16 protein-coding genes are annotated in these 14,744 nt (G+C 63.9%); 15 read left to right on the plus strand and 1 reads right to left on the minus strand.

Features of this window, described 5'->3' with window-relative positions:
* The first annotated feature begins 4 nt into the window (after positions 1–4).
* The 15 genes from Q7O19_RS01290 (at position 5) to Q7O19_RS01360 (ending at position 13,873) form a co-directional block, all read left to right on the plus strand.
* Positions 5–325, plus strand: a complete 321-nt coding sequence (locus tag Q7O19_RS01290) for a 2Fe-2S iron-sulfur cluster-binding protein (protein ID WP_022679019.1) — start codon at positions 5–7, stop codon at positions 323–325.
* A gap of 127 nt (positions 326–452) precedes the next feature.
* Positions 453–962, plus strand: coding sequence for a DUF1993 family protein (locus Q7O19_RS01295; protein WP_303808180.1), 510 nt, complete (start codon positions 453–455; stop codon positions 960–962).
* 76 nt (positions 963–1,038) lie between these two features.
* Positions 1,039–2,205, plus strand: a complete 1,167-nt coding sequence (locus tag Q7O19_RS01300) for a PQQ-dependent sugar dehydrogenase (protein WP_303808181.1) — start codon at positions 1,039–1,041, stop codon at positions 2,203–2,205.
* 145 nt (positions 2,206–2,350) lie between these two features.
* On the plus strand, positions 2,351–3,199 hold the full coding sequence (rpsB, locus tag Q7O19_RS01305; RefSeq protein WP_303808182.1) for a 30S ribosomal protein S2: 849 nt from the start codon (positions 2,351–2,353) through the stop codon (positions 3,197–3,199).
* Positions 3,200–3,316: 117 nt separating this feature from the next.
* Positions 3,317–4,243: a translation elongation factor Ts gene (tsf, locus tag Q7O19_RS01310; protein WP_303808183.1), complete on the plus strand. Its 927-nt coding sequence runs from the start codon at positions 3,317–3,319 to the stop codon at positions 4,241–4,243.
* A gap of 172 nt (positions 4,244–4,415) precedes the next feature.
* The gene (gene pyrH, locus Q7O19_RS01315; protein WP_303808184.1) at positions 4,416–5,138 is read left to right on the plus strand and encodes a UMP kinase; all 723 of its coding nucleotides are present in this window, start codon (positions 4,416–4,418) and stop codon (positions 5,136–5,138) included.
* Positions 5,131–5,700 (plus strand): ribosome recycling factor, encoded by a 570-nt coding sequence (frr, locus tag Q7O19_RS01320; RefSeq protein ID WP_303808185.1) that lies wholly within the window; start codon positions 5,131–5,133, stop codon positions 5,698–5,700. Before pyrH ends, frr begins: the two co-directional genes overlap by 8 nt.
* Complete coding sequence (locus Q7O19_RS01325) at positions 5,697–6,431, plus strand: isoprenyl transferase (protein ID WP_303808186.1); 735 nt, start codon at positions 5,697–5,699, stop codon at positions 6,429–6,431. The genes frr and Q7O19_RS01325 overlap by 4 nt, the downstream gene beginning before the upstream one ends.
* Before the next feature lie 2 nt (positions 6,432–6,433).
* Complete coding sequence (locus Q7O19_RS01330) at positions 6,434–7,249, plus strand: phosphatidate cytidylyltransferase (protein ID WP_303808187.1); 816 nt, start codon at positions 6,434–6,436, stop codon at positions 7,247–7,249.
* A complete protein-coding gene (locus Q7O19_RS01335; protein ID WP_303808188.1) occupies positions 7,246–8,406 on the plus strand; it encodes a 1-deoxy-D-xylulose-5-phosphate reductoisomerase in 1,161 nt (386 codons plus the stop codon). The genes Q7O19_RS01330 and Q7O19_RS01335 overlap by 4 nt, the downstream gene beginning before the upstream one ends.
* Positions 8,403–9,551 (plus strand): RIP metalloprotease RseP, encoded by a 1,149-nt coding sequence (gene rseP / locus Q7O19_RS01340; protein WP_303808189.1) that lies wholly within the window; start codon positions 8,403–8,405, stop codon positions 9,549–9,551. Before Q7O19_RS01335 ends, rseP begins: the two co-directional genes overlap by 4 nt.
* 92 nt (positions 9,552–9,643) lie before the next feature.
* Positions 9,644–12,262 (plus strand): outer membrane protein assembly factor BamA, encoded by a 2,619-nt coding sequence (bamA, locus tag Q7O19_RS01345; RefSeq protein WP_303808190.1) that lies wholly within the window; start codon positions 9,644–9,646, stop codon positions 12,260–12,262.
* Positions 12,262–12,873, plus strand: a complete 612-nt coding sequence (locus Q7O19_RS01350) for an OmpH family outer membrane protein (RefSeq protein WP_303808191.1) — start codon at positions 12,262–12,264, stop codon at positions 12,871–12,873. Before bamA ends, Q7O19_RS01350 begins: the two co-directional genes overlap by 1 nt.
* On the plus strand, positions 12,873–13,355 hold the full coding sequence (gene fabZ, locus Q7O19_RS01355) for a 3-hydroxyacyl-ACP dehydratase FabZ (RefSeq protein WP_303794126.1): 483 nt from the start codon (positions 12,873–12,875) through the stop codon (positions 13,353–13,355). The genes Q7O19_RS01350 and fabZ overlap by 1 nt, the downstream gene beginning before the upstream one ends.
* Positions 13,356–13,402: 47 nt before the next feature.
* On the plus strand, positions 13,403–13,873 hold the full coding sequence (locus tag Q7O19_RS01360) for a hypothetical protein (protein ID WP_303808192.1): 471 nt from the start codon (positions 13,403–13,405) through the stop codon (positions 13,871–13,873).
* On the opposite strand, the gene Q7O19_RS01365 is transcribed toward Q7O19_RS01360, so the two are convergent.
* Positions 13,842–14,744: DMT family transporter (locus tag Q7O19_RS01365; protein WP_303808193.1), on the minus strand; the 903-nt coding region annotated here is incomplete at its 5' end. The genes Q7O19_RS01360 and Q7O19_RS01365 overlap by 32 nt on opposite strands.

The following is a 14,744-nucleotide window of genomic DNA, read 5'->3' on the forward strand; positions in this document are numbered from 1 at the left end:
TAACATGGTCAAGATCATTTACGTCGAGCACACTGGTGCTCGTCACGAAGTCAACGTGCCGGATGGTGAAAACCTGATGGAAGGCGCCGTGCAGAACAATGTGCCGGGCATCGATGGCGATTGCGGCGGTAACGCGGCCTGCGCCACTTGTCATTGCTATATTCCATCGGAATGGCAGGCGCTTACGGGTGAGCGCAGCGAACTGGAAGATTCGATGATCGAGCTGGCAGATACCGCCCAGCCGAACAGTCGGCTGGCGTGCCAGATCAAGGCTTCGGCGGCGTTGGACGGGCTTGAGGTTCACATGCCCGCCACGCAGCACTGATCGCGCAATCATAGCGAACGGAAGGGCGGCTCGTCGGGCCGCCCTTCTTTTTGGTAGCCGGGCTGGCGCCTTGCTCCCGCCGGCAAACCGCCCCACAGTCACCCTGCATCATCAGGGGGACTCACACATGCCGCTTTCACTCCACGCCGCGTTCGTGCCGTCGTGCCGCCAGATCATTGGCGGCTGTCTGAACGTTCTGGCCAAGGCCGAAGCCGCCGGCATTGGCGATCTGGCCACAGCCACGCTGGCACCCGACATGTTCGCGCTGGCGTTCCAGGTGCAGAGCGTCGCCGGGCACAGTGCCGGGGCGATTGCGGCGGTGCGCACCGGCCAGTTCAGCCCCGGCGGCGGCTTTGCCATGCCTGATGCGGAGTTTGGCAGCTTCACCGCCATGCTGAAGGATGCCGATGCCGCACTGGCAGCGGTGACCGAGGCCGAGATGGAGGGCTTCATCGGTGGCGACACCGCCTTCGTGTTCGGCGAACGCCGGATGCCGTTCAAGAGCGAGGATTTCCTGCTCAGCTTCAGCCAGCCCAATTTCTACTTCCATGCCTCGATGCTGTACGGGATTTTCCGCAACAAGGGGCTGCCGCTTGGCAAGAAGGACTTCCTCGGGCGGCCAAGAATGGCCGTGTGAGACACGGCTCGCGCCGTTCGTGCCGCATTGCTTGCCTTGCTGCGTGGCCTCATAAGCTGCCGCGAAGGAGATTTTCATGATCCGTCCGCTGATCCTTGCCGCCCTCATCGCTGCGCCTGCCATGGCCGCGCCTGTTACGCAGGCGCCGCCAAACGTGCCGGAAAAGCGCCCGGCCTTTGCCGGCCAGACCCGTGCCGAAGCCGTGACCGCGAAAACGACGCTGGCCGTGACCGAAATTGCCACGGGCTTCAACAAGCCGTGGGGCGTGGCGCTGCTGGACAAGAGTCGGTTCCTGGTAAGCGAGAAGGCCGCCAGCCGGCTGACCATCGTGGCCGCCAATGGTAGCAAGGCTCCCGTTTCCGGCACGCCTGCCACCGATACCCGCAACCAGGGCGGCATGCTGGGTGTCGCCAATCCGGGCGATGGCTGGATCTACTGGAGCTATGCCGAGCCGCGCGAAGGCGGCAACGGCACGGCGGTCGCCCGCGGGCACTTGGTGGGCAGCGAAATGCGCGATGTGCAGGTGATCTTCCGCCAGATGCCCACGCTGGACTCCGCCCAGCATTATGGCGGCCGCCTGGTGTTTCCCAAGGATGGCACGCTGATCATAACGCTCGGCGATCGTTCCATCCTGCCCGGCCGCGTGCAAGCGCAGAAGCTGGACAGTCTGATTGGCAAGATCGTGCGGGTGAACCGCGACGGCTCGATCCCCAAGAACAACCCATTCGTGAATGCGCCCGGCGCCCGGCCGGAAATCTGGAGCTATGGCAATCGCAACGTGCAGGGCGCCGCACTGGATGCCAAGGGTCGGCTGTGGGAAGTGGAGCACGGCCCGCAGGGTGGGGACGAACTGAACCAGATTCAGATGGGCCGCGATTATGGCTGGCCGACCATCAGCTATGGCGAGGAATATTCGGGCAAGCCGATCAACGACAACGCCAGCCAGGCCCCCGAAAAGGAGCAGCCGCAATATTACTGGGACCCGGTGATTGGCCCGTCGGGCATGATCTTCCATTCGGGCAAGGGCGCGCCGGAATTCAAGGGCAACATCTTCGTGGGCGGCCTGCGCGTACAATCGCTGGTGCGACTGGTGATGGATGGTGACAAGGTGGTGGGCGAACAGCGCCTGCTGACCGACCGCAAGGAGCGCATCCGCGACGTGATCGAAGGGCCTGCCGGCGAGATGTATCTGCTTACCGACGCGGTGGACGGCAAGTTGCTGAAGGTCACGCCCCAGAAGTGACTTTTGGGCAAATGAGCCTTGATGCTTGACCGGAGTGGCGGGCTTCGCTAAGCGCGCCACTTCCAAACCACATGCAGGGAACATATCCGGTGCGCGGTTCCCGCCACGCCCCCCCCTGTAGCGGACCAACCGGAGGATGAATATTATGGCGGCTCCCGTCGTTTCCATGGCGAATCTGCTCGAAGCAGGCGCCCATTTCGGCCACCAGACGCATCGCTGGAACCCGAAGATGAAGCCCTACATCTTTGGTGAGCGCAACGGCGTCCACATCATCGATCTGTCGCAGACCGTTCCGCTGTTCGCGCGCGCGCTCGATTTCACCCGCGCCACCGTGCAGCACGGCGGCAAGGTGCTGTTCGTTGGCACCAAGCGCCAAGCGCAGGACCCGATCGCCGATGCCGCGCGTCGTTGCGGCCAGCATTATGTCAACCATCGCTGGCTGGGCGGCATGCTCACCAACTGGAAGACCATCTCGGGCTCGATCCGCAAGTTCAAGCAGCTGGAAGAAACCCTGTCGGCCGACACCACCGGCCTGACCAAGAAAGAAGTGCTCAAGCTCACCCGTGAGCGTGACAAGTTCCAGGCCTCGCTGGGCGGCATCCGCGACATGGGCGGTCTGCCGGAAGTGATCTTCATCATCGACGTCAAAAAGGAAGAATTGGCCGTCAAGGAAGCCAATGTGCTGGGTATCCCGGTCGTGGCCATCCTCGATTCCAACACCGATCCGAGCGGCATCGCTTTCCCGGTTCCGGGCAATGATGACGCCAGCCGCGCCATCCAGCTGTATGTGAATGCCATTGCCGACGCCGTGATCGACGCCAAGCAGGGCCGCGCTGCCGATATGGGCGTGGATCTGGGCGCGATGGTCGAAGCTCCGGTCGAATATATCGCCCCGGAAGCTGAGGTGGTTGCCGACATCGCTCCGGAAGCGGTGATGGACGCCCCGGTCGAGGCCGCTGTCGAAGCCGAAGCCGAAGCACAGCCGGAAGCCTGAGGCTTCCCGTTTTCGAACCAACGGGAGGCTGGGCGCGAACCGCGTCCGGCCTCTTGTCACACATATTTCATGTTGGCCGGGCATGGCCTTGCCAACACCAAAAAGAGGAGCCTCGACATGGCTGATATCACCGCTGCGATGGTGAAGGACCTGCGCGAAAAGACCGGCGCAGGCATGATGGACTGCAAGAAGGCGCTTGGTGAAACCGCTGGCGACATGGAAGCCGCCGTCGATTGGCTTCGTGCCAAGGGCCTGGCTGCTGCCGCCAAGAAGGCCGGCCGCACCGCTGCTGAAGGCCTGGTGGGCGTTGCCGTTTCGGGCACCAAGGGCGCCGCTGTCGAAGTGAACAGCGAAACCGACTTCGTTGCCAAGAACGAAATCTTCCAGGCGTTTGTGACCACCGTGACCGGCCTGGCGCTGACCAGCGGTGCCGATGCCGACGCGCTGGGCGCGATGCCGTTCCCGGGCGGCGATGGCAGCGTGGCTGACAAGCTGACCGCCAACATCGCCACCATTGGTGAAAATCAGTCGCTTCGCCGCACGGCCATGCTGGAAGTGAGCCAGGGTGTCGTTGCGGCTTATGTGCACAACGCGATTGCGCCGGGTATGGGCCGTATCGGCGTGTTGGTTGGCCTGGAGTCGGCCGCTGCTGCCGACGTGCTGGAGCCGCTGGCCAAGCAGATCGCCATGCACGTGGCCGCCGCCAGCCCGCTGGCGCTGGACGAAGCTGGCCTAGATCCGGCTCTCATCGAGCGTGAGCGCGCCATCGCCCGCGAAAAGGCTGCCACTTCGGGCAAGCCGGCCGAAATCATCGAAAAGATGATCGAAGGCGGCGTGCGCAAGTTTGCGCAGGAAGCCACCCTGGTGAACCAGATCTTCGTGATCGACGGCAAGTCGAAGGTGGCCGACGTTGTCGCCGCTGCTGCCAAGGCCGCCGGCACCCCGATCGTGCTGAAGGGCTTTGTCCGCATGCAGATGGGCGAAGGCATCGAGAAGCAGCAGAGCGATTTCGCCGCTGAAGTCGCTGCTGCCGCCGGCCGTTAAGCAAGGTTGAAAACAGGAAGGGCAGGCCGATCATTGTCGGTCTGCCCTTTTTGTTGCCCGTTTCGGCAGCGCCCATCTTGGCTTGTCCACGCTTTTTCCATGCGCGTCGCTTGGCAGCGCGATCAAGCACCGCTAGTGACCTATCGTCCTGACACAGAGTGATCGCCGCCCCATGCCCGCCTTCAAGCGCATTCTCCTGAAACTGTCCGGCGAAGTGCTGATGGGGCAGGGCGCCTATGGCATCGATCCCGATCAGGCCGCCCGCATCGCCGGCGAAGTGAAAACGGTGCATGATACCGGCATTGAAACGTGCCTAGTGGTGGGCGGCGGCAATATCTTCCGCGGGCTGGCGGCAGCCGCCAAGGGATTTGATCGCGGCAGCGCCGACTACATGGGCATGCTGGCGACCGTGATGAACGCGCTGGCCATGCAGAATGCGCTGGAAAATATCGGCGTCGTCACCCGCGTGCAGTCGGCCATTCCGATGCCGAGCGTGTGTGAGCCTTACATCCGCCGCCGCGCCGAGCGCCATCTGGAAAAGGGCCGCGTGGTGATCTTCGCCGCCGGCACCGGCAACCCGTTCTTCACCACCGACACCGGCGCCGCCTTGCGTGCCGCCGAAATGAACTGCGATGCGCTGTTCAAAGGCACCAGCGTTGATGGCGTTTATGATGCCGATCCCAAGCAGGTGCCGGGCGCCCGCCGCTATGACACGGTCAGCTATTCGAAGGTATTGGCCGACAATCTGAAGGTGATGGATGCCAGCGCAGTTTCCATGTGCCGCGACAATGATATTCCCATCATCGTGTTCAACATCCGCGAACCCGGCGCCTTGCTTGCCGTGGTGAACGGTGAGGGCATTTCGACAACCGTGACAGGAGATGCCCATGGCTGAGTTCGAACCCGGCCCGTTCAAGGCCGATCTGGAACGCCGCACCGCCGGCGCCGTGGATGCGCTGAAGCATGATCTGGGTAGCTTGCGCACCGGCCGGGCGAGCACCAGCCTGCTCGATACCGTGCATGTGGAAGTCTATGGCTCCGCGATGCCGCTGAGCCAGGTCGCCACCGTGACGGTGCCGGAACCACGCATGCTGAGCGTGCAGGTGTGGGACAAATCCAACGTGACCCCGGTGGAAAAGGCCATCCGCTCTGCCGGCCTGGGCCTCAATCCCATCACAGATGGCCAGACCCTGCGCCTGCCGATCCCGGATATGACCGAGGAGCGCCGCAAGGAAATGGTTAAGCTGGCCGGCACCTATGCCGAAAAGGCCAAGATTGCCTCCCGCAACGTCCGCCGGGACGGCATGGAAGCGCTGAAGGCCGCCGAAAAGAAGGGCAAGATCAGCCAGGACGAACAGAAGCGCCTTGAGGCCGATGTGCAGAAGATCACCGACAAGGCGATGACCGACATCGATACGACCGTGGCCGCCAAGGAAAAGGAAATCCTCGGCAAGTGACCTTAGTTGCCGCCTCGGTGGGGGATGGCGCGGCCGGCGGCTGCCGGCATCTTGCCATCATCATGGATGGCAATGGCCGTTGGGCAAAGGCCAAGCGGCTGCCGCGCATTGCCGGTCACCGGGAAGGGGTGGAAGCGGTGCGCCGCGTGGTCGAAGCCGCACCCGGCCTTGGGCTGGAAATGCTGACACTTTACGCCTTTTCCAGCGAGAACTGGAAGCGTCCGGCTGATGAGGTGAGCGACCTGATGGGTCTGCTGCACCATTATGTGAAGAACGAGATCGACACGCTACACAGGAACGGTGTCCGCCTCGATTTCATCGGGGACTGGCAGGCGCTGAGGCCCGATCTGGTGCGCCTGCTCGCCGCCGCACGCGACAGGACCAGCGCCAACACCGGGCTGCGGCTGATCATGGCGCTGAATTATGGCGGGCAGGGGGAGATCGTGCGGGCGGCCCGCGCGCTGGCTACCGATGTAGCAGCCGGCCTGATTGCGCCGGACGACATCACCGCCGAGATGCTGGAAGCCCGGCTCGACACGGCTGGCTTGCCGCCGCCCGATGCCGTGCTGCGCACGTCGGGCGAACTGCGCCTTTCGAATTTTCTGCTCTGGCAGACGGCCTATGCCGAATTTCTGGTGACCGAAACGCTGTGGCCGGATTTCGATGGCCCGGCGCTGGCAACGGCGCTGGACGAATTTTCCCGCCGCGAACGCCGTTTCGGGGGGCGTTGAGCATGGTTGTGCAGGGGGGCGGCAGCCAGCTTGGCCAGCGCGTGGTGACCGGTGTCGTGCTGGTGGCCGTGGCGATTGCTGCGCTGTGGCTGGGCGGGCCAGCCTTTGCCGTGCTGGCCGCCGCCGCCGTGCTGGTGATGTTCACCGAATGGACCGCGATGCACCGCCTGCCGCTGCTGCTGCGCCGCCTGGGGCTGGCAGTGCTGGGCCTGGTGGTGTGGATTGTGGCCGTGATGGACAATCCGAATGAAGCGCTGATGCTGCTGGGTGGCGGTGCCGGACTGCTCGGCCTGTTTGCGGCGCGGATGCAGAAAGGGCTGGGCCGGCCGATGATGCTGGGGCTGCTCTATTGCGGGCTGCCGGCGGTGGCGTTGATCTGGCTGCGCGCGACGCCGTGGGGCTTCTTTGCGACCCTGTTCGTGATGGCTGTGGTGTGGGGCGCTGATATCGCCGCCTATTTCACCGGCCGCGCGGTGGGTGGCCCGAAACTGGCGCCGGCGATCAGCCCAAACAAGACCTGGAGTGGCGCGGCGGGTGGCTTGGCGGGTTCCCTGCTGGTCGCCGCTGCGCTGGCGATGTTGTGGCCGGGCCATGCCAATCTGGCGGGGATTGGCCGGCTCGCCGTGCTGGCGTTGCCGCTGGCGGTGCTGTCGATCCTGGGGGATCTGTATGAAAGTGGGCTGAAGCGCCAGGCCGGCGTGAAAGACAGCGGCACGCTGCTGCCCGGCCACGGCGGCGTGATGGACCGCCTCGATGGCCTGGTGCCGGCCGCCGTTGCCGGGGCGGGGGCCTTTGCCATGACCGGGTGGGCGGGATGACGCGCAGTTTGACCATCCTGGGCGCCACCGGCTCGGTGGGCAGCCAGACGCTCGATCTGGTCGCGCGCAATCCCGGCCGTTGGCAGGTCGAGGCGCTCACCGCCGGCAGCGATGTGGCTGGGCTGGTGAGTGCGGCAAAGGCCTGTGGCGCACGCTTTGTGGCGATTGCCGACAGCGCGAAGGGCGCGGCGTTGAAAGCGGCGCTGGCCGGCACCGGCATCGAAAGCGGGGCCGGGGAAAGCGCGCTGGTCGATGCCGCGGCTCGCGATGCCGAGATCGTTATTACCGCCATTGTTGGCGCCGCCGGCCTGCCGCCGACCATGGCGGCCGTGAAGCGCGGCGCGCAGATCGGTATTGCCAACAAGGAAACGCTGGTTTGTGCAGGCCCGGTGGTCACCGCGGCTGCCACCGCGCACGGCGCCACGCTGCTGCCGGTGGACAGCGAGCATAATGCGATTTTCCAGGTGTTTCCGCACGACGATCCACGCCAAGTGGAGCGGGTGATCCTTACCGCGAGCGGCGGGCCGTTCCGCACGAAAAGCCGTGACGAGATGCGCGATGTTTCTGTGGCTGATGCCTGCAAGCATCCGACCTGGAGCATGGGTGCCAAGATCAGCATCGATTCGGCGACCCTGATGAACAAGGGCCTGGAACTGATCGAGGCCGCGCAACTGTTCCCGGTTGATGTGGAGCGGTTGGACGTGATCGTGCATCCGCAATCGGTCATTCATTCCATGGTCGAATATGTCGATGGCAGCGTGCTGGCGCAGCTGGGCAGCCCTGACATGCGGATTCCGATTGCCTATGCGATGGGCTGGCCGGAACGCATCGCCACCCCGGCCGCGCGGCTCGACCTTGCAGCGATTGCGAACCTGTCGTTCGAAAAGCCTGATCTGGAACGTTTTCCCTGCCTGGCGCTGGCGTGGGCGGCGATGCGTGCCGGCGGCAGTGCGCCGTGCATCCTGAACGCGGCCAACGAAATTGCTGTTGCGGCGTTCATCGCCGGGCAAGCCGGGTTCCTTGATATCGACGCCATCGTGGCAGAAACATTGAACATGGTGGCTTCGGGCCCGGTGGCGACGTTGGAAGAGGTGATGGCGATTGACGCTGCCGCCCGCCGGACCGCCCGTGCCCTGGTGGCGAAGCGGGCCGCATGAGCGAACTCGCTTTCCTGCCGCAGCCCGGCCTGATCTTCACGCTGGCAAGCTTCATTGCGATGATCGCCGTGCTGGTGGTGGTGCATGAAGGCGGCCATTATCTCGCTGGCCGACTGTTTGGCGCCAAGATTGAGGCGTTCGGCGTTGGTTTTGGCCGCGAATTGCTGGGCTGGACCGACAGGCGCGGTGTGCGCTGGAAGATCAATGCCATTCCGCTCGGCGGCTATGTGAAGTTTGTCGGCGACATGAGCGAGGCCAGCCGGGTTGATCCGGCCATCCTGTCGCTTCCGGAAAAGGAACGCCGGGGCCTGTTTGCTTTCCTGCCGCTGTGGCAGCGCGCCATCATCGTGGCGGCCGGGCCGGCGATCAATTTCCTGTTTGCGATCCTGATTCTGGCCGGCTTCAATCTGGCGCTGGGCCATCAGGCCTCGCCGCCGGTGGTGGAGCGCGTGATGCCGGGCAGTGCCGCCGAACGCGCCGGCGTGGCGGTTGGGGATCGCATCCTTTCCGTTGACGGCAAGGCCGTCGAGCGGTTCGAGGATATCACCGCCCAGGTTGTCACCGGTACCGGCAACCGGGTTGAACTGTTGGTGCAGCACGGCACGGCGCAGCGCCGCGTCGTGGTGACGCCGATGATGGTGGAATCCAAGGATCGCTTCGGCAATGTCTCGCGCCATCCACGCCTGGGCATCCTGCGGCCGGCGGAAGTGGTGCAGCAGGTTGGCGTGCCCGATGCGCTGCGCCTGGCGGTGATCGACACGTGGAGCATCACCCAGACGATCGGGCGCACCCTGCGCCAGGTGGTTGTGGGTGAACGCGCCATCACCGAAATGGGCGGCCCGGTGAAGACCGCACAAATCGCCGGTCAGCAGGCCAGCCTGGGTCTGCTTTCGGCGGTGGCGTTCATGGCCTTCTTCTCGATCAACCTTGGTTTCATCAATCTGTTGCCCATCCCGATGCTGGACGGCGGCCATCTTCTGCTCTACGGCATCGAAGCGGTGCGGCGGCAGCCTATGGCGGAAAAGGTGCAGCAATGGGCCTTCATGTCGGGCTTTGCCGCGCTGATGTCGCTGATGGCGGTGCTGACCTGGCACGACATGATTAGTGTCGGTCTGTGGAACCGTCTGGCTAACTTGTTGGGATGACAGGGTCCGCTCGTCTGGCTGTGAGTAGTTTCTGGCATTGCGGGATCAACCGGCGAGCTGCAGGGCTGAATGGTGGTAGGTTGTTGGGGTTGATGGAAGCCAATTTTGTTCGCGACGCTGGTGGTGCTGCAGGGTGGCGGCGCCCGCTGGCGGCGCTCCTTGTCTCGACGGCGCTGGTGGCTCCGGCAGTGGCTCAGCAGCGCCCGCGCCCACCAGCGGCCGAACCGGCGCGTCCATCGGCCGAAGCCGAAGCGCGCGCGGCCGAATCCCGCAACCAGTCTGCTTTGCCAGCCACCGCCGCCAATGCCGGCATCGTGCGCAGCGTTGTCGTGCGCGGCACTGAGCGTCTGGAACCGGAAACGGTCCGCTCCTACCTCAACCTTGCGATCGGCGATCGTTATGATCGTGATGCGCTCGATACGGCTCTGAAGGCGCTCTATGCCTCCGAACTGTTTTCCGATGCCACCATCCGCGACGACAATGGTGCGCTCATCGTCGAGGTGAAGGAAAATCCGGTGATCAACCGGATCATCATCGAAGGCGCCAAGCGGGTGAAGGAAGAGAAGATCCGCGAGGAAATCCGCCTCGCGCCGCGCCAGATCTTCACCCGATCGAAAACCCGCGCCGATCTGGGCCGCATTCTTGAGCTCTATCGCCGCGGCGGCCGCTTTGCCGCCAGTGTCGAGCCCAAGATCGTGCAGCTCGAACAGAACCGCGTCGATGTGATCTTCGAGATCAGCGAAGGCCCGAAATCCAAGATCCGTCAGATCAACATCCTGGGCAATTCCAAGTTCAAGGAAGGCGCGATCAGGAAGCAAATGGCTTCCAAACAGTCCCGCACCTGGCGCTTCTTCACCTCCAACGACACCTATGATCCCGATCGCCTGGCCTACGACCAGCAGAAGTTGCGGCAATATTATCTGACCGAAGGCTATGCCGATTTCCGGGTTGCCTCGGTGGTGGCCGAACTCACGCCCGACAAGAAGGACTTCATTGTCACCTATGTCGTGGAAGAGGGTGAGCGCTACAAGTTCGGCAAGATCGAGCTTGAAAGCCAGCTGCGCGATATCAAGCCCAAGGAATTCCGCCCGATCATCCGCATGAAGGAAGGCGATTGGTACAACGCGCAGGCCATTGAAAACACCGTCGAAAGCCTGTCGGAAACCGCTGGTCTTCTGGGCTATGCCTTTGCCGACGTGCGCCCGCAGTTCGACCGCAACAAGGAAGACCTGACGATGAACGTCACCTTCCAGATCGGTGAGGTGCCGCGCGTCTATGTCGAACGGGTGTCGATCAACGGCAACACCATCACGCACGACAATGTGATCCGCCGCGAATTCCGCCTGGCCGAAGGGGATGCCTTCAACTCGATCAAGGTGAAGCGCTCCAAGGATCGCCTGCTTGGGCTTGGCTTCTTTCAGGACAAGCTGGATATCGAGCAGAAGCCCGGCACCACGCCGGATCGCATCGTGCTGGAAGCCAATATCCAGGAACGGCCCACCGGCGAACTGCAACTGTCGGCCGGCTTCTCGTCGATCGAACGCTTCATCTTCTCGGCCAGCGTGCGCCAGCGCAACTTCCGCGGCCGCGGCCAGGAACTGCGCCTGTCGGGTAATATTTCCAGCTTCGCCCGCTCGGTAGAGGCCGGCTTTACCGAACCTTATCTGGGTGGCCGCAACCTCGCCCTGGGCCTGGACGTTTTCCGCCGTGATTTCCGCTCGTTCCGCTTCACCGGCAACAACACGCGTGACACCACCTACACGCAGGTTTCGACCGGCTTCCAGGTCCGCACCGGCTTTTCGATCACCGAATTCTGGGCGGCGTCGTTACGCTATGGCCTTTCCCGTGAAGAAATTGGCTTGGATCAAGCCATCTTCTTCTCCAACGGCGTCTGCGATCCGCTGCGTGCAGGCCGCTTCCTGTGCGAACAGTTGGGCAACCGTACGGTGTCCACGCTGGGCTATTCGATCATCTACAACAGCCTGAACAACGTGCGCCTGCCATCGGCCGGCCAGCGTTTCACCTTCAGTCAGGATGTCGCCGGCATTCCCATCGGCATCAAGTTCGTCACCACACGTGCCAATTATGATTATTTTACCCCGTTGTTCGGTACCGGATTCGTGCTGAACCTGGGCGCAGAAGGCGGCTATGCCTTCGGTTATGGCGGACAGGACGTGATCCTGACCAACCGCTTCTTCCTGGGCCAGCCGCAGTTCCGCGGCTTCAACATCCGCGGCATCGGTCCGCGCGTGCTGCGCCGTCCGCTCGGTCTGGATGGCTCCGTGGTGCAGGATCGCCGCCAGGCGCTGGACGATTCGCTGGGCGGCCGGGCTTATTATCTGGCCCGAGCTGAAATCCGCATTCCGCTGGGTTCGGCCGGCAACGAACTGGGCATCCGCCCGTCGATCTTTGCCGATGTCGGCGCGTTGTGGAGCCTGAAATCACCCACGCTCACCTGTCAGGATGGGCCTACGGCTGCGGCGCCGCGTGTGCCCGGCCAGACGGCACCCTGTTTGCCCAACGATGGCTTCTCGGCGGGCTTTGTCGAAGAATTCCTCGGGAATACACCGAAACCGCGCGTTTCGGTGGGTATCGGGGTCAACTGGAACTCGCCGTTCGGTCCGTTCCGGTTCGACCTTGCCAAGGCCTTGGTGAAACAGCCGGGCGATGATCCGCAACTTTTCCAATTCAACGTAGGGACTGCATTCTGATGAAGAAGATTCTGATTGCACTGGCGCTGGCCAGTGTTTCCGCCCCGGTTCTGGCGCAGCAGCTGCCGGCCTCCGTGATCATCACGGTTGACCGCCAGGAAATGATCGCCACCTCTGCCGCCGCTAAGGCCGCGCAGGCCGAGTTGAAGCCGAAGGCCGATGCGCTTAACGCCCGTGTGAGCCAGCTGCGCACCAGCCTGGCGGCCGAACAAAAGACTTTGCAGGATACACAGCCCCAGCAGGGCGCTGCGGAGGCATCGGTACGGGCGTTCGAGATCAAGGTTCGTGACTTCCAGACAAGACAGCAACAGGCTGAGCAGGAAGTCCAGCGGCGTCAGCAAGAGATCCAGCAGTCGGAACAATGGGTCGTGAAGCAGATCAATGATGGCGCCCAGCCGATCATCAGCCAGATCATGCGGGAACGCGGCGCCAATATCGCTGTTGACGAGCAGGTGACCATCCAGCACGCCGCTGCCATCGATGTCACTGCCGATGTGGTCGCCCGTCTCGACAAGGCAATGCCGAAGGTGTCGATCACGCCGCCGGCCGCTCCGGCTGGCACTGCGCCTGCGGCTCCGGCTCCGGCTCCGGCGGCTCCGCCGCGCCGTTGATGAACGACGCCTTTCCTCAGACTGCCAGCACGGCCGACGTGCTGGCAGTGATGGCGCTGCTGCCGCATCGGTTTCCGATGCTGCTGGTTGACCGGGTGATCGACATGATCCCAGGTCAATCCGCGACCGGCATCAAGGCCGTGACCATCAACGAGCCGTTCTTTGCCGGGCATTTCCCGGCCAAGCCGATCATGCCCGGCGTGCTGATCGTCGAAGCGCTGGCGCAAACTGCCGGTGTGCTCGCCATCCACGGTGCGCGCGCCAAGGATCCGGCTGGAGGTGACAAGCTCGTCTTCTTCATGGCGATCGAGAACGCCAAGTTCCGTACCCCGGTGGAACCGGGCTGCCTGCTGCACCTGAAGGTGCAGGTGGTGCAGGATCGCGGCCGGGTGGCCAAGTTCACTGGCCGCGCCGAAGTGGACGGCAAGCTGGTGGCCGAATGCAGCTTCACCGCGATGATCGCCGATCCGCCCGCTGCCTGACGCTTGACGCCATTGCACCTGGCTGGCATCACGCCCATATTCATCACATGACTGCATTTCCCCCCCTGCTGCTGCTTGTCGGCATTCTTTCGGCCAGCCAGTTCGCGGCCGATGTTGATCGCAATGGCCCCAAGCCGGCGGTCGCCCATCTGGTGGCGGGCGGTGACTGGGGCCGCGTGATGGGTGCAATCCGCAACGGTGCCGCCGATTGGATTGCAATGGCGCCGGAACTGGCCCGCGGTGCCGAAGATACGCAGGCCGAGCAGCTCACCGCTGCAGTTGCGGCCGCGCTGCCGCGGGCGCCATCAGAAGTTCTGGCAGTGACCGATCTGCGGCGTTCCCCTGTGTTGGGTGTGCAGGCCATTTGCGGGGCACCGGAGGGGAGCCATGCGCCAGCGGCGCGCGCGGCCTATCTGGCGGATGCGCGTGAGGCGGTTGAACTGCTGCCGGATGTTGCCGCCATTGGCCGTGCCAAGGCGGTGTGTCTCAAGGAATTGGCGCTGGCGGCAGACCGCTGACTGGCGCTGCCACGTCTGCTCTTGGCGCGCGCGCTGCCCACAGGCAGGCCCCGGCGATGATCGCTGCACCCAGTATCGTGCTGGGTGCCACCACCTCGTCAAACGCCAGCCAACCCATCAGCGCGGCCCAGGGCAGGGCGCTATATTCCAGCACCGCTGAAACCTGCGCCTGCAGGTGAACATAGCCGCGCGCCATCAGCTGCACGGCGATATTGCCGATAAGGCCCATGGCCGCCATCAGCCCCAGATCGATTGTTGACGGCGTGGCAGGCAGGCTGATCAGCGCCGGTGACAGCCACAGCATCGGCACCACCGCGGCGATCAGCGTGATGACCGTGGCGCCATCGGCGGCCGCCCGCGAGCGCAGGATCACTGCCGTCCCGGCATAGAGGAATGCGGCGAGCACGGCCGCTGCCGCTGCCAGCAATTCCCCGCTCGACAGGCTGGGCATGCCGCCCACGGTTACCAGTACGCCGATGAAACCCAACACACCGGCCGCGATATAGCGGGGCTGCACCGGTTCCTTCAGATAAAGCGCCGCCATGAACGGCACCGCCAATGGTCCGACGAACGTGAGGGTGAGCACAAGGGCGAGCGGCAGCCGCGTGATCGACCAGAAAAACGCTAGCGCCATCGCCGCAATCAGCGTGCCGCGCACCAGATTGGCCTGCAGACCGCCTGGCGCCACCCAGGGCCGGCCCTGCCATTGCCACACCATCAGTGCGAAAACGGTACCACTGGCATAGCGGGAAAAGGTGGTCAGCGGCGCGCCATGGCGCAGCGCCAGATATTTGGCGAATACATCCAGCACGCACATCGCGCCGATGCCGGCCAACACCAGCAGGATCGCCGACAGGCGGGAAGGGTGGCT

Origin of the sequence: Sandarakinorhabdus limnophila DSM 17366, assembly GCF_945882885.1 — a bacterium.
Classification (GTDB): Bacteria; Pseudomonadota; Alphaproteobacteria; order Sphingomonadales; family Sphingomonadaceae; genus Sandarakinorhabdus; species Sandarakinorhabdus limnophila_A.

What these genes read in the sequence shown, in the direction of transcription:
- Q7O19_RS01290 (WP_022679019.1), top strand. Translation starts at nt 5, where the DNA reads ATGGTCAAGATCATTTACGTCGAGCACACTGGTGCTCGTCACGAAGTC.
- Q7O19_RS01295 (WP_303808180.1), top strand. Translation starts at nt 453, where the DNA reads ATGCCGCTTTCACTCCACGCCGCGTTCGTGCCGTCGTGCCGCCAGATC.
- Q7O19_RS01300 (WP_303808181.1), top strand. Translation starts at nt 1,039, where the DNA reads ATGATCCGTCCGCTGATCCTTGCCGCCCTCATCGCTGCGCCTGCCATG.
- rpsB (WP_303808182.1), top strand. Translation starts at nt 2,351, where the DNA reads ATGGCGGCTCCCGTCGTTTCCATGGCGAATCTGCTCGAAGCAGGCGCC.
- tsf (WP_303808183.1), top strand. Translation starts at nt 3,317, where the DNA reads ATGGCTGATATCACCGCTGCGATGGTGAAGGACCTGCGCGAAAAGACC.
- pyrH (WP_303808184.1), top strand. Translation starts at nt 4,416, where the DNA reads ATGCCCGCCTTCAAGCGCATTCTCCTGAAACTGTCCGGCGAAGTGCTG.
- frr (WP_303808185.1), top strand. Translation starts at nt 5,131, where the DNA reads ATGGCTGAGTTCGAACCCGGCCCGTTCAAGGCCGATCTGGAACGCCGC.
- Q7O19_RS01330 (WP_303808187.1), top strand. Translation starts at nt 6,434, where the DNA reads ATGGTTGTGCAGGGGGGCGGCAGCCAGCTTGGCCAGCGCGTGGTGACC.
- Q7O19_RS01335 (WP_303808188.1), top strand. Translation starts at nt 7,246, where the DNA reads ATGACGCGCAGTTTGACCATCCTGGGCGCCACCGGCTCGGTGGGCAGC.
- rseP (WP_303808189.1), top strand. Translation starts at nt 8,403, where the DNA reads ATGAGCGAACTCGCTTTCCTGCCGCAGCCCGGCCTGATCTTCACGCTG.
- bamA (WP_303808190.1), top strand. Translation starts at nt 9,644, where the DNA reads ATGGAAGCCAATTTTGTTCGCGACGCTGGTGGTGCTGCAGGGTGGCGG.
- Q7O19_RS01350 (WP_303808191.1), top strand. Translation starts at nt 12,262, where the DNA reads ATGAAGAAGATTCTGATTGCACTGGCGCTGGCCAGTGTTTCCGCCCCG.
- fabZ (WP_303794126.1), top strand. Translation starts at nt 12,873, where the DNA reads ATGAACGACGCCTTTCCTCAGACTGCCAGCACGGCCGACGTGCTGGCA.
- Q7O19_RS01360 (WP_303808192.1), top strand. Translation starts at nt 13,403, where the DNA reads ATGACTGCATTTCCCCCCCTGCTGCTGCTTGTCGGCATTCTTTCGGCC.